The organism is Phaeobacter sp. CECT 5382 (assembly GCF_001457775.1).
GTDB lineage: Bacteria > Pseudomonadota > Alphaproteobacteria > Rhodobacterales > Rhodobacteraceae > Pseudophaeobacter.
This window is the reverse complement of record NZ_CYSG01000001.1, coordinates 345,810-368,165: the sequence shown is the minus strand read 5'-3', so window position 1 is coordinate 368,165 and position 22,356 is coordinate 345,810. Positions and strand designations below refer to the sequence as shown.

Annotated in this window: 19 protein-coding genes; 9 read left to right on the top strand and 10 right to left on the bottom strand. The window is 58.2% G+C overall.

Translation table 11 applies throughout. The features are described 5' to 3' along the window. Window position 1 precedes the first annotated feature (1 nt). The 7 genes from ftsA to PH5382_RS01660 all read left to right on the top strand — a co-directional run bounded on the left by ftsA (window position 2) and on the right by PH5382_RS01660 (window position 9,259). A complete protein-coding gene (gene ftsA, locus PH5382_RS01685; RefSeq protein WP_058332595.1) occupies window positions 2-1,336 on the top strand; it encodes a cell division protein FtsA in 1,335 nt (444 codons plus the stop codon). 63 nt (window positions 1,337-1,399) lie between these two features. Next, complete coding sequence (locus tag PH5382_RS19665) at window positions 1,400-1,777, top strand: hypothetical protein (RefSeq protein ID WP_156414815.1); 378 nt, start codon at window positions 1,400-1,402, stop codon at window positions 1,775-1,777. Further along, window positions 1,731-3,416, top strand: coding sequence for a cell division protein FtsZ (ftsZ, locus tag PH5382_RS01680; protein ID WP_058332594.1), 1,686 nt, complete (start codon window positions 1,731-1,733; stop codon window positions 3,414-3,416). The genes PH5382_RS19665 and ftsZ overlap by 47 nt, the downstream gene beginning before the upstream one ends. Before the next feature lie 210 nt (window positions 3,417-3,626). Next, window positions 3,627-4,559 carry a UDP-3-O-acyl-N-acetylglucosamine deacetylase gene (lpxC, locus tag PH5382_RS01675; protein ID WP_058332672.1) on the top strand — a complete coding sequence of 311 codons (933 nt, stop codon included), beginning with the start codon at window positions 3,627-3,629 and terminating at the stop codon, window positions 4,557-4,559. 328 nt (window positions 4,560-4,887) lie between these two features. Continuing rightward, the gene (locus PH5382_RS01670) at window positions 4,888-5,736 is read left to right on the top strand and encodes an outer membrane protein assembly factor BamD (protein ID WP_058332593.1); all 849 of its coding nucleotides are present in this window, start codon (window positions 4,888-4,890) and stop codon (window positions 5,734-5,736) included. Between the two features lie 37 nt (window positions 5,737-5,773). Next, window positions 5,774-7,420 (top strand): DNA repair protein RecN, encoded by a 1,647-nt coding sequence (gene recN / locus PH5382_RS01665; protein ID WP_058332592.1) that lies wholly within the window; start codon window positions 5,774-5,776, stop codon window positions 7,418-7,420. 156 nt (window positions 7,421-7,576) lie between these two features. Next, the gene (locus tag PH5382_RS01660) at window positions 7,577-9,259 is read left to right on the top strand and encodes a chloride channel protein (protein ID WP_058332591.1); all 1,683 of its coding nucleotides are present in this window, start codon (window positions 7,577-7,579) and stop codon (window positions 9,257-9,259) included. A gap of 103 nt (window positions 9,260-9,362) precedes the next feature. Here the strand turns inward: PH5382_RS01660 and PH5382_RS01655 are convergent, their stop codons facing one another. Beyond that, on the bottom strand, window positions 9,363-10,274 hold the full coding sequence (locus PH5382_RS01655) for a LysR family transcriptional regulator (protein ID WP_058332590.1): 912 nt from the start codon (window positions 10,272-10,274) through the stop codon (window positions 9,363-9,365). 92 nt (window positions 10,275-10,366) lie between these two features. Here PH5382_RS01655 and PH5382_RS01650 point away from each other — a divergent pair, with 92 nt between their 5' ends. Next, on the top strand, window positions 10,367-10,555 hold the full coding sequence (locus tag PH5382_RS01650; protein WP_058332589.1) for a hypothetical protein: 189 nt from the start codon (window positions 10,367-10,369) through the stop codon (window positions 10,553-10,555). A 389-nt stretch (window positions 10,556-10,944) separates the two neighbouring features. Here PH5382_RS01650 and PH5382_RS01645 read toward each other — a convergent pair whose 3' ends face one another. From PH5382_RS01645 to PH5382_RS01620, 6 genes are all read right to left on the bottom strand, one after another. After that, window positions 10,945-11,286, bottom strand: coding sequence for a DUF427 domain-containing protein (locus tag PH5382_RS01645; protein ID WP_058332588.1), 342 nt, complete (start codon window positions 11,284-11,286; stop codon window positions 10,945-10,947). Between the two features lie 63 nt (window positions 11,287-11,349). Next, window positions 11,350-13,140, bottom strand: coding sequence for an aminopeptidase P family protein (locus PH5382_RS01640; protein WP_058332587.1), 1,791 nt, complete (start codon window positions 13,138-13,140; stop codon window positions 11,350-11,352). 441 nt (window positions 13,141-13,581) lie between these two features. Continuing rightward, the gene (gene cobT, locus PH5382_RS01635; protein ID WP_058332586.1) at window positions 13,582-15,468 is read right to left on the bottom strand and encodes a cobaltochelatase subunit CobT; all 1,887 of its coding nucleotides are present in this window, start codon (window positions 15,466-15,468) and stop codon (window positions 13,582-13,584) included. Then, on the bottom strand, window positions 15,465-16,166 hold the full coding sequence (locus tag PH5382_RS01630) for an aspartate/glutamate racemase family protein (protein WP_058332585.1): 702 nt from the start codon (window positions 16,164-16,166) through the stop codon (window positions 15,465-15,467). Before PH5382_RS01630 ends, cobT begins: the two co-directional genes overlap by 4 nt. A 19-nt stretch (window positions 16,167-16,185) precedes the next feature. Then, on the bottom strand, window positions 16,186-17,172 hold the full coding sequence (cobS, locus tag PH5382_RS01625) for a cobaltochelatase subunit CobS (RefSeq protein WP_058332584.1): 987 nt from the start codon (window positions 17,170-17,172) through the stop codon (window positions 16,186-16,188). 276 nt (window positions 17,173-17,448) lie between these two features. Further along, window positions 17,449-18,072: a DnaJ domain-containing protein gene (locus PH5382_RS01620; protein WP_058332583.1), complete on the bottom strand. Its 624-nt coding sequence runs from the start codon at window positions 18,070-18,072 to the stop codon at window positions 17,449-17,451. Window positions 18,073-18,178: 106 nt separating this feature from the next. Here PH5382_RS01620 and PH5382_RS01615 point away from each other — a divergent pair, with 106 nt between their 5' ends. Then, window positions 18,179-18,436, top strand: a complete 258-nt coding sequence (locus PH5382_RS01615) for a BolA family protein (RefSeq protein WP_058332582.1) — start codon at window positions 18,179-18,181, stop codon at window positions 18,434-18,436. Between the two features lie 94 nt (window positions 18,437-18,530). Here the strand turns inward: PH5382_RS01615 and PH5382_RS01610 are convergent, their stop codons facing one another. The 3 genes from PH5382_RS01610 to gatB all read right to left on the bottom strand — a co-directional run bounded on the left by PH5382_RS01610 (window position 18,531) and on the right by gatB (window position 22,211). Next, window positions 18,531-19,064, bottom strand: a complete 534-nt coding sequence (locus PH5382_RS01610; protein ID WP_058332581.1) for a DUF4177 domain-containing protein — start codon at window positions 19,062-19,064, stop codon at window positions 18,531-18,533. A gap of 235 nt (window positions 19,065-19,299) precedes the next feature. Beyond that, window positions 19,300-20,550 carry a peptidase T gene (gene pepT, locus PH5382_RS01605; RefSeq protein ID WP_058332671.1) on the bottom strand — a complete coding sequence of 417 codons (1,251 nt, stop codon included), beginning with the start codon at window positions 20,548-20,550 and terminating at the stop codon, window positions 19,300-19,302. Between the two features lie 149 nt (window positions 20,551-20,699). Next, entirely contained in the window at window positions 20,700-22,211 is a 1,512-nt protein-coding gene (gene gatB / locus PH5382_RS01600; protein WP_058332580.1) for an Asp-tRNA(Asn)/Glu-tRNA(Gln) amidotransferase subunit GatB, read from the bottom strand. Window positions 22,212-22,356 lie beyond the last annotated feature (145 nt).

Below are 22,356 nucleotides of genomic sequence, written 5' to 3'. Positions count from 1 at the left end.
GATGACGGATCTCTATCAATCCCAGCGCGCGATGCGGCAGATGCGCCGTCAGGCCATGCAGCGTGGTGTGGTTGCCATTCTGGATATTGGCAGCTCCAAAATTGCCTGCCTGGTGCTGCGTTTCGACGGTACGGGACGGCTGAGCGAAGATAATTCGATCGGCTCGCTTGCGGGGCAGTCAGGCTTTCGGGTGATTGGGGCTGCCACGACACGGTCGCGCGGCGTGCAGTTTGGTGAAATCACCGCCATGCAGGAAACCGAACGCGCCATCCGGACTGCCGTGCAGGCCGCGCAAAAGATGGCTGGTGTGCGCGTCGATCATGTGATCGCCAGTTTTTCCGGTGCCAATCCGCGTTCTTATGGCTTGGATGCTCAGCTCGAACTTGAAGGGCAGGAGGTGTCTGAATCCGAGATCGCCCGTGTGCTGGCAGCCTGCGAGGTGCCGGAATATGGTGCTGGTCGCGAGGTTCTGCACGCGCAGCCAGTGAACTTTGCGCTCGACAATCGGTCCGGGCTGGAAGACCCGCGTGGCCAGTTGGGCCAGACCCTGGCAGTGGACATGCATATGCTCACAGTTGATGCTGCTACGGTGCAAAATCTCGTACGCTGTATTCAGCGCTGTGATTTGGAACTGGCCGGTATTGCCTCCTCCGCCTATGCCTCCGGCTATGCAGCACTGGTCGAAGATGAACAGGAGTTGGGTGCCGCCTGCATCGACATGGGCGGCGGCTCCACTTCGATCTCGGTCTTTATGAAGAAACACATGATCTATGCCGATGCGGTGCGTATGGGTGGCGATCATATTACCTCTGATATTTCCATGGGGCTGGGTGTTCCAATGGCGAACGCCGAGCGCATCAAGACCTTCTGTGGTGGCGTGCATGCCACCGGGGCCGATGATCGTGACATGATTGATATTGGTGGAGACACGGGTGACTGGGAGCATGACCGGCGCACCGTTAGCCGGGCAGAGCTGATTGGTATTATGCGCCCCCGGGTCGAGGAGATCCTCGAAGAAGTGCGCACGCGGCTTGATGCCGCCGGATTCGAATACCTTCCAAGCCAGCAGATCGTTCTGACCGGCGGCTCCAGCCAGATCCTCGGTCTTGATGGGCTGGCGAGTCGCATTCTGGGCCAGCAGGTGCGTCTGGGACGTCCGTTGCGGGTGCATGGTCTGCCACAATCGGCCACCGGGCCAGGATTCGCAGCCGCCGTCGGCCTGAGCCTTTTTGCTGCCAACCCACAGGATGAGTGGTGGGACTTTGAGACTCCGGTAGATCGATATCAGGGCCGCACGATTAGTCGGGCAGTGCGGTGGTTCAGAGACAATTGGTAGGCGTCCGGGCGGCAACAGTCTGAAAAATTTCCACAGCTTGTGGAAAAACCCTGAACGGGCTGGGTGACAGGCCATGCAAAACCGGATAACAAAGATTTAATGACCGTAAAAGCGGCAGCAGCAGGCCGAGCAGTGGCCAGCCACAAAAACAAAACAACACGTTTGACCTTTGGCATCTTTGCTAGGGGCATGATCTCTGTTGTGTTGTCGTGGCCAGTGTTCTACCAGATCTGCTGGGATAAGCGAAAATCTGCGGGTTTTTACCAATCTTTGGGCCATATTTTGTGGCGTTTTTCGCTTTTTAGGATGACGAGACTCCGCCATCACGGTAAGATTGAGGCGGATTACACAGGAATAGCCCTTGCGGGAGGGCTGAAAAACAGGCGGGAAGAGCATGACATTGAACCTTTCGATGCCCGGGCAGGAAGAACTGGCCCCTAAGATCACCGTGTTCGGTGTCGGCGGTGCAGGTGGCAACGCGGTCAACAATATGATCGCCAAAGAGCTGGAAGGTGTCGATTTTGTCGTTGCCAATACCGATGCTCAGGCCCTGCAGCAAAACGCGGCCACAAGCCGTATCCAACTGGGTGTGAAAGTCACCGAAGGTCTTGGTGCCGGTGCGCGCCCCTCGGTAGGTTCCGCCTCGGCTGAAGAAAGCATCGAACAGATCGTTGACCACCTGGCGGGGGCACATATGTGCTTTATCACCGCCGGTATGGGGGGCGGCACTGGTACTGGTGCAGCACCAATCATTGCGCAGGCCGCGCGTGAGCTGGGTGTGCTGACCGTCGGTGTTGTCACCAAGCCTTTCCAGTTTGAAGGCAATAAGCGGATGAAACAGGCCGAGGAGGGCGTCGAAGCCCTGCAAAAGGTTGTTGATACGCTGATCATCATTCCAAACCAGAACCTGTTCCGTCTGGCCAATGAAAAGACCACCTTTACCGAGGCCTTCTCGATGGCCGACGATGTGCTCTATCAGGGTGTCAAAGGTGTGACCGACCTGATGGTTCGTCCGGGCCTGATCAATCTCGACTTTGCCGATGTTCGCGCCGTAATGGACGAAATGGGCAAGGCGATGATGGGCACTGGCGAGGCCGAAGGCGAAGATCGCGCGGTTCAGGCGGCTGAGAAAGCTATTGCCAACCCGCTGCTGGATGAAATCAGCCTGCGCGGAGCCAAAGGTGTTCTGATCAACATCACCGGCGCGCATGACCTCACCTTGTTTGAACTCGACGAGGCTGCCAATCGTATCCGCGAAGAGGTGGACCCGGAAGCAAACATTATCGTTGGCTCCACGTTGGACACCGGCATGGAAGGCAAGATGCGCGTCTCCGTTGTCGCCACCGGGATCGACGCCACCGATGTGATGACGGATATGCCGGTACCGCGTCGCCCGATGTCAGCGCCTTTGAAAAAGGCCGTCAGCGTCGAGCAGGCCCGCCCCGCACCGCTGGAGCTGAACACGCCCGTTGAACAGCCACAGGTTGCAACTGAAGCCGCTCCCGTTGCGGCGCAAGCACAGCAAGAACCTACTTTGTTTGAGGGCATGGATGTGCAGCAGGTTGCCGCGCAGGAGCAGGCAGAAGATCTGTTCGAGGAAATCGACGAGCTGGACAATGACGGCTTGCCGCGCCCGGCCTATCAGCCTCAGGTGCCTGACTTCCAGCCTCAGGCGGATGCGATGGATGCCCAGCCCGAAGCCTCGTTTGTGGCGCCCAAAGCGCCCGCACCTGGTACCCCGTCGGCGGATGCAATCGTGCGCCTTCAGCAGGCCGCTGCCCGCGCCCAAGGTCAGCAGCGTCCGATGACACAGCAGGTCGCACCGCAGCAACGTCCGGTGGCGGCTCAGCAAGAAGAGCCTCAGTCCGAGCAGCGCCGCTTTGGTCTCAACTCGCTGATCCACCGGATGACCGGCAGCGCCGCCGAAGCGCAGGGGGCAAAACCCCAGCCTGTGCGCCAGCAGCCGCCGGTTCAGCAGCAGGCGGTGGCGCCACAGCCACAGCCCGCGCCGCAACAGCAGGCCGAAGAAGAGCAGGATCGTATCGAAATTCCCGCTTTCCTGCGCCGTCAGGCAAATTAACACCTCACTAGTTGAGGTTGAAAGGCCGCCTTCGGGCGGCCTTTTCTATTTTAAAAACAAAGATTTGCCCAAAGTTAAGCAGTCTTTTGCCTATCTGTTTCAGAGATGTTTCATTCCGTTACAAAGATTGAGTTGTGGCTTTTTTGTGAAATCCTTACCTGTCTTTGCAACACGGCGCCTGTCGCCGGACATAGAGATCAGGAGCACAAGGTGCAAAATACGCTTAAAGCATCGGTGACATTTGAAGGGGTTGGCCTGCATTCAGGTAAATCGGCCCGACTGGTTCTCAACCCTGCTGCGGCAGGTCACGGCATTCAATTCAAACGCACTGATATCGCTTTGGGCAATACCATCGTTCCAGCCCGCTGGGATCATGTGGAACGCACTGCACTGTGTACACGTCTGATCAATGCAGCCGGTGTCACGGTTTCGACCGTTGAGCATGTGATGGCTGCTTTGGCGGGCTGTGGTATCCACAACGCTCTGATCGAAATCGACGGTCCCGAAGTTCCGATCCTCGATGGGTCTTCGGCACCTTTCGTGCGCGGGATCATGGCGCGTGGCATTCACCGTCTTGGTGTTCCGGCACGAGCCATCGAAGTGCTGAAGCCGGTGACCGTGACCAAGGACGGAGCAACCGCAACTCTGCTGCCCTGTGATCGCCTGATGATTGAGTTCCATATCGATTTCGAAGAACAGGCCATCGGGCGCCAAAGCCGGGTTCTGGACCTGCGCAACGGTGCCTTTGTGCGTGAACTTTGCGACAGTCGCACCTTCTGCCGCCGTTCTGATGTCGAGACGATGCAGGCCAATGGGTTGGCTCTGGGCGGTGTGCCAGGCGAGAACGCTATCGTTTTTGATGGCTCCACCATCGAAAGCGGCGAGGGGCTGCGCCACGCGGATGAACCCGTCCGTCATAAAATGCTAGATGCTCTTGGCGATCTCGCGCTGGCTGGTGGACCACTGCTTGGGCGTTATGTTGGCGAACGGGCCGGTCACGCGCTGACCAATACCCTGTTGCGGGAGCTTTTTGCGACACCGGGTGCATCGCGAGTGGTTGACTGCGATCTGGCGATGACTGCACGGCTGCCGGGCCAGGGTCTTGTCTGGTCCGAGGTTCCGGCCACGCGTCGCGTCGCCTGAGGTCCCGACCTGAACGGCAATCAAGAATGCATCAGCAAGATCGAGGCGTGGGGAAATCTCCTCACTGCGGTCTTGGAAAGCACAACTAGAAAGCACATCTATTTGACACTCTCAGAGCCCCGTTGGAACGGGGCTTTATGCGTTTTGGGGCGCATAGCTATGTCGTTGTGCTGCCCCAGAGCCCTGTCAGGCTTGACCATCCTTCACATTCTCTGCCAAGTGGGGGAGCAAACGGGTTAAAGGCGTTTTGCACGCCAGATGAATGTGCTAAACGGGGCTGAACCCGGGGCGCGACACCCGAAAGACAATGACGGTGAGGTTAGGCAATATGATCGGCATCAAGACTGGAGCCAAATTCATCGGTGCGGCTCTTTTGATGGCAACACTCTCCGCATGTGGTGGAGATGGTGGGGCTGCGGAACAGACTGTGCCGCTGGAAAGCTATACGCCTCAACAGATCTTTGAACGTGGCGAGTTCGAACTGGCGCGCAACCGTACCAAGGATGCCGCCTACTATTTCTCCGAGATCGAACGGCTCTATCCTTACTCCGAATTTGCCAAGCAGGCGTTGATCATGCAGGCCTTTGCCAATCACCAGGCAAAGAACTACGAAGAAAGCCGTAGTGCGGCCCAGCGGTATATCGATTTCTACCCGACCGATGAAGACGCCGCCTACGCACAATACCTTCTGGCACTCAGCTATTACGACCAGATTGACGAAGTTGGCCGTGACCAGGGGTTGACCTATCAGGCGCTTCAATCACTGCGGACCGTGATCGAGGTCTATCCCGAAAGTGAATATGCCAACTCCGCACTGTTGAAATTTGATCTTGCCTTTGACCACTTGGCTGGCAAGGAAATGGAAGTCGGGCGCTATTATCTGCGTCGAGGTCACTATACCTCTGCAATCAATCGCTTCCGTGTCGTGGTCGAAGACTTCCAGACCACCAGCCACACTGCCGAGGCTCTGCATCGTCTGGTCGAAGCCTATCTGTCTCTGGGGCTTTTGGATGAAGCGCAGACGGCAGGGGCTATTCTGGGCCATAACTACCAGTCCACCGAATGGTATGAGGACAGCTATCGCCTGCTGACCGCGCAGGGGCTGAAACTCAAGGATCGTGGCAATAACTGGCTAAGCCAGGTCTATCGTCAATCGATCAAGGGGCGTTGGCTGTAAGCAGCTGTGTGGCGGAACGAGACGACGGAACCAGGCCATGCTGCGCGCACTTGATATACGCGATCTTCTGATCATTGATCATTTGGAACTGGCTTTTCAGCCGGGGCTGAATGTACTCACCGGCGAAACCGGGGCCGGGAAATCCATCTTGCTAGACTCTTTGGGGTTTGTTCTGGGGTGGCGCGGTCGGGCTGAACTGGTGCGTCAGGGCGCGGCCCAGGGCGAAGTCATCGCGGAATTTGATCTGAATGCAGATCACCCGGCGCATTCGATCCTCGAAGAGGCGGGACTGCCCGGCGGTGAGCAATTGGTCCTGCGGCGGGTGAACACCGCTGACGGCCGCAAGACCGCCTGGGTCAATGACCGGCGTTGTTCCGGTGAAGTCCTGCGGCGTCTGTCTGAAACCCTGGTGGAGTTGCACGGGCAGCACGATGATCGTGGCCTGTTGAACCCACGGGGGCACCGCGCTCTGCTGGATGCCTTCGCCAATGTGCCGGATCTGTTGAACGACACTCGTAAAACCTGGTCTGCCATGGCCAAGGCGCGCAAATCGGTTGCGGCGACGCGAGCCGCGCTTGACGCTATCCGTGCCGAAGAAGAATTCCTTCGCCATGCAGTGGCGGAACTCGACAAGCTAAGCCCCGAGCCCGGTGAGGACGAGGCGCTGGATGCGCGCCGCCGCCAGATGCAGGGCGCAGAGCGGATCCGGGGCGACATTGCCCGCGCCCATGCGTTGCTGAGCGAAGGCGCCGAGGGGGCGATGGGCGACGCGCAACGTTGGCTCGAAGGCGTTGAGGGCGGCGATGATGTCGGGCTTGTTGCACCGCTTGCCGCGTTGAGCCGGGCGATGATTGAGCTTGGCGATGCTCAGGACGGGGTCGCGCGTATTCTCGATGGGCTGGAATTCAATCCCGGTGATCTGGAAGATTGCGAGGCACGGCTGTTCGAAATTCGGGCCATGGCGCGTAAACACGGGGTTCAGCCGGATGAACTGGCGGCACATGCCGAGAGCCTGCGCATCAAGCTGGGCGCATTGGATGCCGGGGACCGTGATCTTGCCGATCAGGAGCAGGCATTAAAGGCCTGCCAGCAGGCGTATCAGGCGGCCTCGGATCTGCTGAGCGCGGCGCGGCGTCAGAATGCAGGTGTGCTGGATCAGGCCGTCATGACCGAACTCGCGCCGCTCAAGATGGAGCGTGCCGTATTTGAAACTCTGGTCACACAGGGCGACGCTGGTCCTGAGGGGCAGGATGACGTTGCCTTTACGGTTGCGACTAACCCCGGAGCACCTTCGGGACCGTTGAACAAGATCGCCTCTGGGGGGGAGTTGAGCCGGTTCCTGCTGGCTCTGAAGGTTTGCCTGCGCGGGGACGATCAAAGCAAGACGCTGATTTTTGATGAGATCGACCGTGGCGTTGGCGGTGCAACGGCAGATGCCGTTGGGCGCCGTTTGAAGGCGCTGGCCGCGGCTGGGCAGGTACTGGTCGTCACCCATTCGCCCCAGGTTGCCGCGCAAGGGGGCTATCACTGGCGGGTGCAAAAACGCGTTGCCGATGGGATTACCCTGTCAGAAGTGGTACCCTTGGATGACACGGAGCGGGTGGATGAAATTGCCCGAATGGTCTCTGGTGATACCATAACTCAAGAAGCACGCGCCGCGGCACGGGCCTTGCTGGTGAGCTGACGCTTTGATGTGACCTCCTGAATTGGCACGTTGTGTTGATCCAGGGTGGGAGTTCGAAATTTTTACTGTCTTCTCGCGACGTTCGATGAGATCTTTACGATGTCTTGTCTTTTCTTTGGCTGATTGGGTCAAAAATTGACACAGCACAGGACCAATATGCCCCAGATGCTTCGCGCCGCCATTTCTGCTCATGTTTCCCAAATGCTTGCGGGAGTACGTGACCTGTGGCGCATTCTGTTGCAAAGGGGGCCGAGCCAGTTTCAATTCTGGGTGATTGCGCTGCTGATCGGGATCGGTGCAGGGTTTGCGGCACTGTCGTTCCGCAAAGGGATTTCAGCTTTGCAAGCATGGGTTTATGGCGCCGAAGATGCCAACTACCTGCATAGTTTTGCGGCCGATCTGCCCTGGTACACGCTGGTATTGATCGCCACTTGTGGTGGCCTGATCGTTGGCATCATTCTGGATCGGTTCACGCCGGATGCGCGGGTGCGTTCGGTGGCTGACGTGATCGAGGGCGCCGCGCTCAAGGACGGTCGGCTGGAAATCCGCGCAGGTTTAGCCTCTGCGCTGGCGTCCTTTCTGACTCTCTCCACTGGTGGCTCTTCTGGGCGGGAGGGGCCGGTTGTGCATCTCGCCGGGGTGATTTCCAGCTGGGTCAGCGAAAAAATCAAAGCAGATGGCATCACCGGCCGCGACCTGCTGGGTTGCGCAGTTGCAGCGGCTGTTTCCGCCAGCTTCAACGCGCCGATTGCCGGTGCCCTGTTTGCGCTGGAAGTGGTCTTGCGTCATTTTGCAGTCCACGCCTTTGCGCCCATCGTCATTGCATCGGTGGCGGGCACGGTGATCAACCGTCTGGAATATGGCGATGTGACCGAGTTTTCACTGATGACACCTGGCGCGCTGCAGTTTTATGTCGAACTGCCAGCCTTTTTGCTGTTGGGGGTGATCTGCGGCCTGGTTGCTGTGGTTCTTATGCGGTCGATCTTTATGGCGGACAAGATCGGTGACGAGATCCAGGCGCAGTTGCGGCTTCCGCGATGGCTGCGTCCTGCGGTCTCTGGGTTAATGCTCGGGGTGATCGCGATCTGGTACCCGCATATCATCGGCGTCGGCTATGAAACCACTGTGCTGGCTCTGACCGGGGGGCTGGTGCTGTCACAGGCGGTGCTGTTCGTCGTGGTCAAGACGGCTGCGGTGGCAATCACCATGGGCGGTCGGATGGGCGGCGGGGTGTTTTCCCCGTCTCTGATGATCGGGGCAATCACAGGTCTCGCCTTTGGCCTGGTTGCGACTTCGTTTTTGCCGGATGTTTCGGGGACGCATACGCTTTATGCTTTTGCTGGAATGGGGGCCGTGGCGGCTGCTGTTCTCGGAGCGCCGATCTCCACCACCTTGATTGTTTTTGAGCTCACTGGGGACTGGCAGATCGGTCTGGCGGTGATGGTGGCCGTTTCGATTTCAACAGCTCTGGCGTCGCGTCTGGTGGACCGTTCCTTTTTCCTGACCCAGCTCGAAAAGCGCAACATCCGCTGCGCGGCGGGACCACAGGCCTACCTGCTTGCTCTGCTGAAGGCGAATGCGGTCATGCGCCCGTTGGAAAGCCCAGGCTGCGCCTCTGCGGAAGAGTGTCATGCGCTGCTTGAACAGGGGCTATTTCTTGAAGAAGGTGCCTCACTGGAAGCAGCCTTACCGGTTTTTGATCGCGCAGATGTGACATTTTTGCCAGTAGTTGATAGGTCAGATGGCACGGATCGGCTGCTTGGCGCCATTTATCATCTGGATACCCTAAAGGCCTACAACCGCGCTTTGGTGGCGATCGCGGCAGAGGAGCACCGCTGAAATAAGCGGAACTACGAAGCAACGCAGCTGTCGGAGTGATCGAAAAGGCAGGTCCGCAAAGGGTCTGTTTTTCAATGAATACCGGTTGGGCCGATGGGGATGCTCAGCTGCGGTTTGGGGCCAGCGCTTCGGTCAGTTGGCTGCGAATCCATGAAATTCGGGCTGAATCATCGTAGCGTCGGTGCCAGACCAGATCAAAGTGCACGGGTGGGATGGAGATCGGTAAATCGCAGGTTTCCAGATCCTGAAAGGCAGATTTTTTCAACAGAGCGGGCAGGGTGGCGACCAGATCCGTTCCTTTCAAAGTTTGGGCCAAAAACCAAACATTGGGAACACTGATCACGATGTTTCGAGACAGCCCCAGCGTTTCAAGTGTCGTTTCCACGACGCTTTTGACAGAGCCGCCGAAATCAAGGTTCACGTGGCGAGCGGTGCAATATTCGTTAATGGTTTCAATTGGTTTTCTGAAATTTGGGTCGTAGAAGATCACAGATTTCTCAGCAAAAAGCTCCTGGCTGACCAGAAGGTCAGGATAGTGAAAGGGGCGCGCGGTGACAGCGATGTCAGCCTTGCCTTTGTCCAGAACACTTTCAAGATTTGCGCGTGAACCGAGCTCTCGAAAGATGAGTTTTTTGTCCGGAATCTTGGACCAAATCAGCTTGCGAACCTGGTCCAGTTCGGGCGCCAAAGTGCTGCCGTTTGTTGCGATGGTTGCGGCAGACCGGTCTTTTTCCGGGTCGTATTCACTGCCATCCGCCAAGATTTCCAATTCCGCCAGAAGAAGGCGGATTTTAGGGGCGAGGACCTCGGCACGGGCACTTGGAATGATGCCGCGACCTGATTGCAAAAACAATGTGTCGCCAAGAATACTGCGCAATTTTTCAAGGTTGTGACTGATGGTAGACTGGCTGCTTTCCAACTGCGCGGCGGCCTTGCTGACGGACATTTCATCAAACACAGTGATGAACACCTTCAGGAGGCGGCCACTAATTTGCGATGTATCGACATCACGCATAGGTTAATTTTTTCTTTCTATTGATTAACAGTTTGGCCTGGTGAAAGGTATCCCTACAGTAGCGATAGTTACTAAAGTGCGGAAGGATGAATATGCGTACTTTTGAAGTCAGCCCAAAAGAGGCTGTGCAAAAACAAAACGCTGGCGAGCAGGAAAAAGAAAAGGCGGCGCTTGAATCATTGATCGACTATGCGATTCAGTGTGCCTTGGACACTAATGTCTTTAGTGCGGATGAACGTCTTGAGAATGCTCGACGCCATCTTTGTCGCGCTGTTCTTTAGGCCTGACTTTGGTGAATTCGCCGCATTTGAATTCGTAAACTTTGGGGATGGCAGTTATTGCCATAACTATTCTGGTGCCTGATAAAGGGCGACCGGGACTAGAGCGCCGTTAGTTGATCCCTATCTATCTGTATAGGCATGCTTTTTTCGCTTTCTTCAGGCTACTTACATCCTGGCACTAGTCGTGTTTGATCCCAACCACCTGGTTCAATTGCAGCTCGCTTTGAAGCTGACGCAATAATTTGGCCGTCACCATTTTCAATTTGATGCCTTGGCTCGGATCCCCGCCAAGGATCAGGATTTTGGCAGGGGCCCTAGTTTGGCAAGGGCCCTAGTTTGGCAAGGGCCCTAGGCTGGCAGGTTCTGAGGCTGGCAGGGCCTCCTCTGTCCTAGATCCGTTCAACCTTGATGCTATCGCCCTGATGAAACGCTAGATAGCCTTTGATTGCAGCTACTGCTTCAGTCGGGTCTTCGTAACTCCAGACCACATTTTTGCTGACCGAAGATTTGTTGGCGATCGAATAGTAGGTTGCGTCGCCCTTTTTCGGGCAATGGCTCGTCTTGCTGCCGGGGTCGAGAAAGGCCATGGCGATGTCAGCCCGGGGGAAATAGATCACGGGAGAGTGTCCCTCTTCCTCCAGCTCCAGCGCCTGATTGCTTTCGCCCAAAACCGCGCCGCCCGAGCGGACTACCCAAGTTCCTTCGGCTTTGTGAATACGAATGCTGCTCATCTTTTTCCCCCATGTTTTATCTTGTGGCATATCTCTATGCCGTTTTTATGTAACAATCTGTTATCAGAGCGGAGCGGTCGCGTCATCCAGCCAGATCTGCGCCTCTGGACTGACGTCGGGACGAAGCTTGCTGCGGATTTCGGCGTGATAGGCATTGAGCCAGTCACGTTCGCCCTCGGTCAGCCAGTCGCGCAGGATCAGTCGCCGGTCTATCGGCACAAAGGTCAGGGTCTGCCAGGTCAGCATCTCCCGTTCACGATCACTGGTCTCCAACTGGGCAGCAGGCTGTACCACCAGCAGGTTCTCTATCCGGATCCCAAAGGCGCCTTCACGATAGTAGCCGGGCTCGTTGGAGAGGATCATACCCGGCTCCAGTGGTACATGCGAAGCGCGGCTCAGGCGTTGTGGGCCCTCATGGACACTGAGATAGGCGCCAACACCATGACCAAGCCCGTGATTGAAATCCTGCCCCGCCAGCCAAAGCGGCATGCGACCTATGGCTTCGATATCGCGTCCTGCAAGCCCTTTGGGCCAACGCAGGCGCGACATGGCGATCATCCCCTGCAAGACCCGGGTGAAGGCGGCGCATTGCTCGGCATCTGGTATGCCGATTGCGATGGTCCGGGTGATATCCGTTGTTCCGTCCAGGTATTGTCCGCCGCTGTCCAAAACCAGAATATGTCCGGGCTGCAGTAGGCTATTGCTTTCGTCTGTGACCCGGTAATGCATCACGGCACCGTTTTCGCCAGTGCCAGAAATGGTCTCGAAACTGATATCGCGCAGGTTGGGGTCGCGGCGACGCAGGGTTTCGAGCCGTTTTGCCACATCGATTTCCGTCACCGTGCCGGGCGCCTGAGCGTCGAGCCAGGCGAGAAGTTCGATGACGGCAGCTCCATCGCGCAGATGCGCGGCGGCAGAGCCTGCGATTTCGGCGGCATTTTTGCGGGCTTTGGGCAGGGCGCAAGGATCGCCGACAGCGATGAGCTTGTCGCCCAGAGCATCCGCCGCAAACTGTGGCAGGCTGGCAGTATCGACCGCAACCGATCCGGTGAGGTCGGCGATGGCCTGCAAGAACTGCGACGGTGGGTGAACAGAGACCGTATCCGGCAGGTGATTGCCCAGGTTTTGAAGTTTTTTGCGGGACATGAACAGATCGACGCGGGCATCGGCATGCAGAATGGCAAAGCCATGTGCCACCGGGTTGCGCGGAATGTCTGCACCGCGAATATTGAGCAGCCACATGATGCTGTCGGGCAGGGTGATCAGGGCGGCACTGTGCCCGGCTGAGCTCAACGCTTTCGCCAGACGTCCGGATTTGTCGGTGGCGCTTTCACCTGCATAGGTTAGCGCATGGGACTGGACGGGTTCCGCGGGCGGGGCGGGTTGATCTGACCAGATGCGATCCACCAGATTGTCCGTCTGTACCAGCTCGATCCCGCTGTTTTGCAGATCCTGGGCGAGGGTGGTGATTTGCGAGGTGGCATGCAGCCAGGGATCAAAGCCGACCTTTCCGCCGTGAGGGAGCTGTTCTTTTAACCAGTCTGCCAGCTGGACTTCGGGCCAGGGCACCGGAGTGAAAAGGTCTGCCACCTGACGTTTGACCTGAGTACGGTATCGCCCGTCGACAAACACGCCAGCGATGTTTGCAAGGGCGGCACAGAACCCGGCCGAACCGGTGAAGCCGGTCAGCCAGCTCAGTCGTTCGTCATGCGGAGCGACATATTCGCCCTGGTGGGCATCGGCACGTGGGACCAGAAAACCATCCAACCCGTCGCGTGCAAGTTCCTGGCGCAGCGCCTGTAGCCGTGGGGGACCTTGTTCAGGGCGCGCAGTGACCTCGTAACTCTGAAACATCGGGTGCTCTCCTTGGCTTTGTCTTGGTCTTTGGCGGCGGCAGGGATCAGTGGTTCTGTCGGCTTTGACGCCAGTCGTAATGATCAAGCTTATGGTATGTCTTTCAAATCCCCCCGCCAGTGGCAAGGGGGAGCCGGACCTCTCGGCCACTCTGGAATGAGGGGGAGGGCGGGCAATCCTGTGACGCGGTGCCTCCCGCGCGTTGCAACAGCATCAAAGATGCTTTGCGTCGCTTGGGCCGGGCGCCGCGCTATTGCGCGGCGCGGTTGGCGACAGGCGCAGAGGTTTCGCTTGTTCGCAACCGCAGCGCGCCGGAAGGTGCGCTGCCATGCACAAGACTTGAAAGCGCATCTGTGATGCGCAGCCATGGCGCGGGACCCTTTCGTTCACCTGGCTTTAGAATTGGGAAGGCACCCACTGGGACCGGGCTAAGCCACAGCCTTAGCCGCTTCTGCTGATGTTGTTTATGCCCATGACTCGTGCGCGGGCCCGTGGGTCACTGTCAAACAGGGCGGCCAGTTGTTCTGTCATAGCACCGGCCAACTGCTCCACATCGGTGATGGTTACGGCGCGGTCGTAGTAGCGTGTCACGTCATGGCCGATACCAATCGCCAGGAGTTCAACCTGCTTGCGTCGCTCCACCATGGCGATCACATCGCGCAGGTGTTTTTCCAGGTAATTGGCCGGGTTTACAGAGAGCGTGCTGTCGTCCACGGGCGCCCCATCCGAGATCACCATCAGGATCTTGCGCGCCTCTTGCCGCCCTAACATTCTCCGGTGGGCCCATTCCAGGGCTTCGCCGTCGATGTTTTCTTTCAGCAGGCCCTCTTTCATCATCAGCCCCAGATTGGGGCGCACCCGCCGCCAGGGAGAATCTGCCGATTTATAGATGATGTGGCGCAGATCATTCAGGCGACCGGGCATCTGGGGGCGACCTTCGTTCAGCCAGGCCTCACGGGCGAGGCCGCCTTTCCAGGCGCGGGTGGTAAAGCCGAGGATCTCGACCTTGACGTTGCAGCGTTCCAGCGTGCGGGCCAAAACATCAGCGCAGATCGCAGCAATAGAGATCGGCCGACCGCGCATCGAGCCGGAGTTATCCAGCAGCAATGTCACCACAGTGTCCCGGAACTCGGTGTCTTTTTCGCGTTTGAACGACAGCGGTGTAGTCGGGTTGGCAATCACCCGCGCCAGACGGCCTGCATCCAGAATGCCCTCTTCAAGGTCAAACTCCCAAGAGCGGTTCTGCTGTGCCTGCAGACGGCGCTGCAACTTGTTGGCCAGGCGGCTCACGGCACCTTTCAGCGGCTCCAACTGCTGGTCCAAATAGGCGCGCAGGCGCTCCAGTTCGGCCGGTTCGGCCAGATCCTCGGCAGCGATTTCTTCGTCGTTGGCGTCGAGAAAGACCTTATAGTCCGGATCCGCTTCCGAGGCGGCAGGTGGCGGGGGCGGCTCCAAGGGGGCCTCGCCATCGGGCATCTCGGTGTCTTCGGCGAGTTCCTCGTCGGCCAGCTCATCCATCGAGATCTGGGCCTGGCTTTCGTCCTGCTGCTGTTCCTGCGCCTGTTCGGCGTCGGCTTCGGCCTGCTCGTCTTCAGAGTCATCCTGGCCAGAGCTGTCTGGGTCGGGCTGTTCTTCGGCGTTGTCTTCGGCCTCGTCGTCTTGGTTGTCGTCCAGCTCATCCGGGTCGTCGCCCAGCTGGTCGCCGTAACCCAGATCCGAGATGATCTGACGCGCGAATTTGGCAAACTCGGATTGATCGGCGATTTTTTCGTCGAGGTTTTCCAGCGTTTCGCCGGCCTGGGATTCAATGAACCCGCGCCACAGCTCCATCACATTTTCGGCCCCCTGCGGCAGGGGGCGCCCTGTCGCCAGATGGCGCACCAGATAACCGGCCGAGGCCGCCAGAGGGGCCTCTGAAGAGCTCTTCATCTGGTCATAGCCGCGCCGGATGGCTTCGTTGCGGATCTTCACGTCAATATTGCTGGCGGTGCCGGGCATGTGGCGTGCGCCCATCGCTTCGCAGCGCGCAGTTTCCATCGCCTCATAGAGATCGCGTGCCATCTCACCCTGGGGAGTGTATTTGGCATGGGTGGCATCGTCATGGAATTTGCGGCGCAGGGCCAGTGCGTCAGCCGTGCCACGCGCCAGCAGCACTTCTTCGCGACTCATGCGGCGGCTAACCTGCGGCAGGCGCATGTTGTCACCAGACACACCAGAGGGATCGACGGTGTAAGACACGCTCAGCTCTGGGTCATTGGCCATGACCTTGGTGGCTTCGGCCAGCGCCTTTTTGAAGGGATCAGCTGGGTTGTCGTTTGGTTTTTTCATCTTTTCGCGCTCACTTCATCGAGGTCGGCGTCACCTGCCGCAAGCTGGGCCAGCAAATCCACATGTACGTCCAGAGCGTCTACAACCCTATACCCTGGATCCTGCCCGTCAAAGGCAAGGTTCAGGTCGGTGCCTGCCAGGACAATGGCGTCTGCACCTAGGGTCTCGACCATACGCTGCCCGGCATCCAGAAATGTGTCGCGCAGCTGAGGAGGGCAGGTTCCGGCAACGGCCATATCCACGTAGCTTTGTCCCAAGCTGTCAATTTCATCTGCCAGTGTCACGGCCCGGGTCTGCGTCAACTGCCCATAGACTTTTGTGCGCATCACTACGCGAGTGCCCAGAAGGCCAACTGTCTTCAGCCCCTGAGAGGTGAAATAGCTGTCCAGCGGCGTCACGGCAGAGACCAGTGGCAGGCTGGACAAGGGCACAGTTTCGTCAAAGCAAAAGTGCCCCCCAAGCGAGGTGATTGCGGCACAATCGGCTCCGGCCCCGTGTAACTGGTCGATCAGACCGGCATATACCTCGGCCTGTGCCGCGCGGTTATCCGCAAGATTGTTGCGGATAAGTTCCTGAACATCGGCATGCACAATGGTCAATTGGAGCGGCAGATTGCGGACTGCCATCGCGGCCGTCAGCCGTTGATAGTAGACCACTGTGGCCGCAACACCGATGCCACCAATCAATCCAATATGCATGGTTCTTGTCCTTGTCTGATCAGCCCAGACTGACGCTTGCGGCGCTTTCGGGCAGCTCTTCGTCAAAGCAGCGCTGATAGAACTCGGCGACAGTCTGGCGTTCCAGCTCGTCACATTTGTTCAAGAACGACAGGCGGAAGGCATAGCCCACGTCGCGGAATATCTCGGCGTTTTGCGCCCAGTTGATCACGGTCCGGGGGCTCATCACGGTCGACAGATCACCATTCATAAAGGCGGTGCGGGTCAGATCCGCGACGGTGACCATCTGGCTGATGCTCTTGCGGCCTGCCTCGGTGTTGTAATGTGGCGCTTTGGACAGAACGATGGCGGTTTCGGCGTCATGGCTGAGATAGTTCAGCGTGGCGACCAGTGACCAACGGTCCATCTGGGCCTGGTTGATCTGCTGGGTGCCGTGATACAGACCGGTGGTGTCGCCCAGACCAACAGTGTTGGCAGTGGCAAACAGGCGGAAGAACGGGTTCGGGGTAATGATTTCGTTCTGGTCCAGCAGGGTCAGCTTGCCGTCATGTTCCAGCACACGCTGGATCACAAACATCACGTCGGCGCGGCCTGCGTCGTATTCGTCAAAGACGATGGCGACGGGGTTGCGCAGCGCCCAGGGCAGGATGCCTTCGTGGAACTCAGTCACCTGTTTGCCATCGCGCAGCTTGATCGCGTCCTTACCGATGAGATCGATCCGGGAAATGTGGCTGTCGAGGTTCACGCGTACAGAGGGCCAGTTGAGACGGGCAGCGACCTGTTCGATATGGGTCGATTTGCCTGTGCCGTGGTAGCCCTGGATCATCACACGGCGATTGTGCGAAAACCCGGCCAGAATGGCCATGGTGGTGTCGGGGTCGAACTTATAGGTGTTGTCGATCGCTGGAACCCGGTCAGAGCCTTCGGCAAAGCCCTTGATGGTCATGTCTGTGTCGATGCCGAAGACATCGCGGACCGAAATACTATCGGTCGGTTTTGCATTCATATCCAGCATGCCATCAGTCATCTCAGTCGATCCTTGTTCCTCTCCCGCTGCTTGCGGGGTCAATCCGCTGGATTGGTGCCTGATCTTGCGGTGAAGGGCAAGAGGCAGAGTAGGAGGCAACCAAATAACGTGATGTTGTGGCAGGAACTGGCCTTATGGCAGGCTCACTATGTGAACTATCAGAACTATCAAAAGTGAACCACTACGGCAGGGGCAAAGAAAGGGCGGCACGAAAAAGGGCAGCCGCGACTGCCCTTTGTATTTTGCCGAGGTGATGCAGGAGCGCAGAGCGCGCCACTATTTGAAGCTGCGGCTGTCCTTGATCTGATCCCAGGCCCACATGACTTCTTGCAGCTGTTCTTCCTGGCTGCGGTCGCCGCCGTTCATATCCGGGTGCAGAACCTTGATGAGTTTTTTATAGGCCTTGCGGATGTCGGCCTTTGACCAGTCATCCTTGGCCTCCAGCACTTCGATGGCGCGGCGCTCGGTTGGGGGCAGGCGGCGTCCGGTTGCGGCGGATCGACCGGGGTTCTGGGTCGCATTGCCCCCCAGAACCTGATGCGGATCCTCGATGCCAAGGCGGGCCCAGGCGCGGGCCTCAGGGTCACCCATGGGTTTGGTCTGGCGTTCCCAGACCTTGTCTTTGGATTGCTGGGCGTTCAACTCGGCCTCGGTGGTGCCTTGGAAGAAATTCCAGTGGTTGTTATATTCGCGGACATGTTCCTGACAGAACCAAAAGAAATCATCCAGCACATCGGGGGCCTTGGGCGCGCGGAACTTGCCGGCTTCTTTGCAGCCCTCTTTGTCACAGACCCGCACAGAGGTCTCGGAAGCCCCGGTTGCGGCTCGGCGTCCACGCGGATTTTTCTTTTTGGCAGAACTGACGGACATATCGAAACCGAAAGGATCTGATTTGCTCATGGGGTGCACCTTCTCGACGCATCTACTCGACTCGGAGGCAGCAGTTTAGTCTAAGGGGCGTCAGATTGAAGGGGGGCAGAGAAATAAATATGAGGATGAGCGGAAAATGAGCATTCGTGCGGAAATGGAACAGCGCCTGACAGAGGCTTTTGACCCCTCTGCTTTGCAGGTGGTGGACGACAGTAATAGCCATATTGGCCATGCGGGACATGATGGCAGTGGTGAAAGCCACTTCAACGTGATGATCCGGGCAGCCGCCTTTGCCGAGATGAACCGGGTGCAGCAACACCGCGCAGTTCATAAGGCTTTGGGCGATATCGTGCCACGTATTCATGCTCTGGCGCTGGATATCGGCAGCGCATGACCAACAGGTACTGATAGCACTCCTCGTCTTTCGGGACGAGGGGCATCAAGTTAGGTCTCAAAAGGGGCCGAACTTTTATGGCGGCTGCAGTGCCTCAGTCTTCGCTAGGCGTGTTCAGCTTCGCACGGGCTTTCAGCGCAGCTGTCATGCCGGAAACCGGGCTCAGCTCTTCAACACCATCATCGGCCTGCATTTTGGCGGCCCCTGCTCCGGGCACTGGTTTGGCATCTGCCGGCGCTTCGGGATCGCCGGCCGTTGCAGTAACCGGAGCCCTCTGCACTGGTGGTGTGGAGGCGGCCTGGGATGTGACCGGCGGAGTTGCGACCGGCGGAGCAGTGGACGGGGTGACGGCAGGGGTGGTTGCTGTAACCGGAGCAGAGCCGGCCGCCTGAGCAGGGATTGCCCGGCGAAACACAAGGACATTGCGCCAGTGGGTGGTTGATCCGGTCAGACCAGACCGTTCATCCGAAGGCAGCAGTTCCGCGCGCAAATATTCCCAACCTTCCGCAGCCATCTCGTTCAGAGTGGTTTCCACGGAATTCGCGAACCGCGCTTCTGGCGTTTTGACGCCTTTGGCCTTGATCCCCTTGTGCGGGGCGGGGACAACTTTGTACTCAAACGCTTGCATGCCGGTCTCCTGACTTGGAGCGCAGGTGTAACGCATGCAGGCGAGGGGTCAAGTCTGGGTTCGCTGGCTTAAGCGGGCTCTGTCGTCTTTGACGAGAAACACGGCAAATGAGATGTCTCCCAACTGGCTGATATCTCCGCGATATCATGTTGTACTGCGCCCACCTGTCCCCCCCCCCTGCTCGAACTTGCAATCGGGCAGGAGGGGACGAGAGGGTAGAGGGTGACGGGCGAGTTTACTTTTTCGCGGCCAGCTGAGCGAGAGTCAGGCAAACCTGCAAGGATGCGGCCATGTCCTGCACCGAAACCCATTCAAGTGGTCCGTGTACGCACTGCATTCCGCAGAAGATATTGGGCGTGGGGACCCCCAATTCTGTCAGGCGCGAGCCATCAGTGCCGCCGCGAATAGGGACAGAGATCGGCTCGATCCCATTGGCGCGGCAAGCCTCCAGTGCCAGATCAACCGGGGTCATGTCGTCCTCTAGCCAGTACCGCATGTTGCGATACTGCGGATAGATCTCACAGGTGATTTCTGCGCGCGGCTCTGACGCCTGCACCGCATCGCAGACCTTGCGCAGCAGATCGCCCTTGGCCGCAAGGCCGTCGCGTTCAAAATCACGCAGGATCAGCTTGATCTCCATCTCGGAGGAGCCGCCGCTCATATCGGTGACATGCAAGAAACCCTCGCGCCCGTCGGTGGTCTCTGGGGTCATGGTTGCCTGCGGCAGGGTCTGCACGATTTTGGACGCCAGGTGGGCGGCATTGACCATCTTTTCCTTGGCCCAGCCGGGGTGGATAGAGACGCCTTTGATCTTGACGACTGCGCGATCCGCAGAAAAGCTCTCGTAGATGATTTCCCCCAGATCGCTCCCGTCCAGAGTATAGGCAAAATCCGCTCCCAGATCCTTGGGCAGTTTGGCATCGACCCCGCGTCCGATTTCTTCATCAGGCGTAAAGGCGATGCGGATGGGGCCATGGGGAATGTCTGGATTGGCCAGCAGGTGGCGGGCCAAGGTCATGACAATCGACACCCCGGATTTGTCATCGGCCCCCAGTAGCGTCAACCCCGAGGCTGTCACGAGGTCATGGCCTTCCTTACCGGAAAGGTAAGGGTGGTCGGCAGGGGACAACACCAGGTCTGGATTGTCAGGAAAGGTGATGTCGCCACCGTTGTAGCCTTTGATCACACGGGGTTTTACGCCCTCGGCATTGAACTGCGGCGCGGTGTCGACATGGGCGAGAAAGCCAACTGTTGGTCCTTCTGTGTTGCCGGGAACGGTGGCCAAGACGGTGCCATAGTCTGTCAACTGCACATCCTGTGCGCCGATTTCCTGCAGCTCTTGAACCAGCAGGTTTTGCATGTCGAACTGGATGTCTGTGCTGGGCGAAGAAGGTGAGTTTTCATCGCTTTGACTGTCGATGGCGGCGTAGCGCACCAGACGATCCTGAAGTTCCTGATCAAAACGCCTGTCGAAATCCTGCTGCATGATGGTATCCCCTTTTGGTTTTGCCAGCAGGCTTAGCCAGACAAGTCTTGGGGTCAAGAGGAGCTTGCATCGACACCTGCATCGACAAAAGAGAAGGAGCGGCCCTGTGTGCTACAGACCCGCCCCTTTGTATTGGAATTCGTGTGGGCTTATTCGCCCAGTTTCTGCGCCACAAGCTGGTTCACCGCTTTTGGGTTGGCCTTGCCGCCGGTCGCTTTCATCACCTGACCCACAAACCAGCCCGCCAGTTTGGGGTTCTGTTTGGCTTTTTCCACCTGCGCGGGGTTGTCGGCGATGATCTGGTCCAGGGCAGCTTCGATGGCGCCCGTATCAGTCACCTGCTTCATGCCACGCTCTTCGACGATCTGTGCCGGGTCGCCGCCTTCGGTGTAGACGATTTCAAACAGATCCTTGGCGATCTTGCCCGAGATGGTTTCAGCTGAGATCAGCGCCACGATACCACCGAGCTGCTCTGGGGTGACCGGACTGTTGGCAATATCGGCTTCGTCCGCTTTCAGGCGGCCAAACAGCTCGTTGATCACCCAGTTGGCGGCCAGTTTGCCGTTGCGCCCCTCAGCCACGGCCTCGAAATAGGCGGCGGAAGCGACATCGGCAGTCAGTACCGAGGCATCATAATCGCTGAGACCAAAATCTGCGATGAAGCGCGCCTTTTTGCCATCGGGCAATTCGGGTAGGGTAGCTGCGATACCGTCGACCCAGGCCTGTTCGATTTCCAGTGGCAGCAGATCAGGATCGGGGAAATAGCGGTAGTCATGCGCTTCTTCTTTTGACCGCATCGAACGGGTCTCGCCCTTGTCAGGGTCATACAGACGGGTCTCTTGCGTGACCTCTCCGCCACCCTCAATGATGGCGATCTGACGGCGGGCCTCCACCTCGATGGCCTGCTGAATGAACCGCATCGAGTTCATGTTCTTGATTTCGCAACGGGTGCCGAGGTGCGAGAAATCCTGAGTTTCCTGATACTTCTCGTACTGACCGGGGCGGCAGACAGAGACGTTCACATCTGCGCGCAGGTTGCCGTTTTGCATGTTGCCGTCGCAGGTGCCCAAGTAACGCATGATCTGGCGGATTTTAGCAACATAGGCGGCGGCTTCTTCGGGGCCACGAATGTCGGGGCGGCTGACGATCTCCATCAGGCAGACGCCGGTCCGGTTCAGGTCAACAAAAGACATGTTGGGGTCCATGTCATGGATCGACTTGCCCGCGTCCTGTTCCATGTGGATGCGTTCGACCCGCACGTTGCGCGCGGTGCCGTCACCCAGTTCCACCAGCACTTCTCCTTCGCCCACGATGGGGTGATAGAGCTGGCTGATCTGATAGCCCTGCGGCAGATCGGGGTAGAAATAGTTCTTGCGGTCAAAGGCGGACCAGAGGTTGATCTCTGCCTTGAGACCCAGCCCGGTGCGCACCGCCTGCTCAACGCAGTATTCGTTGATGACGGGCAGCATGCCGGGCATAGCGGCATCCACGAACGAGACATTCGAGTTCGGCTCGGCGCCGAATTTTGTCGAAGCGCCAGAGAACAGCTTGGCATTGGAGCTGACCTGGGCATGGACTTCCAAACCGATGACCAGTTCCCAGTCATGTTTGGCGCCCGAAATCACCTTGGGCTTGGGGAGTTCATATGTCAGGTCGAGCATTTCGCACCGGCTCCATTTATCACGTTTGCAAAGCGTTCTAGGCCAGCGGGCCATGCGGGGCAAGAGGATAAGGCGTGCCAGGTTGATAAGGCGGGGCAGGTCAGGGCTGCATCCGCCTACCAGTGATCTGAGCACTTGGCGCGGC

Coding starts and splice junctions, on each gene's coding strand:
- ftsA (WP_058332595.1), top strand. CDS start 2: ATGACGGATCTCTATCAATCCCAGCGCGCGATGCGGCAGATGCGCCGT.
- ftsZ (WP_058332594.1), top strand. CDS start 1,731: ATGACATTGAACCTTTCGATGCCCGGGCAGGAAGAACTGGCCCCTAAG.
- PH5382_RS01670 (WP_058332593.1), top strand. CDS start 4,888: ATGATCGGCATCAAGACTGGAGCCAAATTCATCGGTGCGGCTCTTTTG.
- recN (WP_058332592.1), top strand. CDS start 5,774: ATGCTGCGCGCACTTGATATACGCGATCTTCTGATCATTGATCATTTG.
- PH5382_RS01660 (WP_058332591.1), top strand. CDS start 7,577: ATGCCCCAGATGCTTCGCGCCGCCATTTCTGCTCATGTTTCCCAAATG.
- PH5382_RS01655 (WP_058332590.1), bottom strand. CDS start 10,274: ATGCGTGATGTCGATACATCGCAAATTAGTGGCCGCCTCCTGAAGGTG.
- PH5382_RS01650 (WP_058332589.1), top strand. CDS start 10,367: ATGCGTACTTTTGAAGTCAGCCCAAAAGAGGCTGTGCAAAAACAAAAC.
- PH5382_RS01645 (WP_058332588.1), bottom strand. CDS start 11,286: ATGAGCAGCATTCGTATTCACAAAGCCGAAGGAACTTGGGTAGTCCGC.
- PH5382_RS01640 (WP_058332587.1), bottom strand. CDS start 13,140: ATGTTTCAGAGTTACGAGGTCACTGCGCGCCCTGAACAAGGTCCCCCA.
- cobT (WP_058332586.1), bottom strand. CDS start 15,468: ATGAAAAAACCAAACGACAACCCAGCTGATCCCTTCAAAAAGGCGCTG.
- PH5382_RS01630 (WP_058332585.1), bottom strand. CDS start 16,166: ATGCATATTGGATTGATTGGTGGCATCGGTGTTGCGGCCACAGTGGTC.
- cobS (WP_058332584.1), bottom strand. CDS start 17,172: ATGACTGATGGCATGCTGGATATGAATGCAAAACCGACCGATAGTATT.
- PH5382_RS01620 (WP_058332583.1), bottom strand. CDS start 18,072: ATGAGCAAATCAGATCCTTTCGGTTTCGATATGTCCGTCAGTTCTGCC.
- PH5382_RS01615 (WP_058332582.1), top strand. CDS start 18,179: ATGAGCATTCGTGCGGAAATGGAACAGCGCCTGACAGAGGCTTTTGAC.
- PH5382_RS01610 (WP_058332581.1), bottom strand. CDS start 19,064: ATGCAAGCGTTTGAGTACAAAGTTGTCCCCGCCCCGCACAAGGGGATC.
- pepT (WP_058332671.1), bottom strand. CDS start 20,550: ATGCAGCAGGATTTCGACAGGCGTTTTGATCAGGAACTTCAGGATCGT.
- gatB (WP_058332580.1), bottom strand. CDS start 22,211: ATGCTCGACCTGACATATGAACTCCCCAAGCCCAAGGTGATTTCGGGC.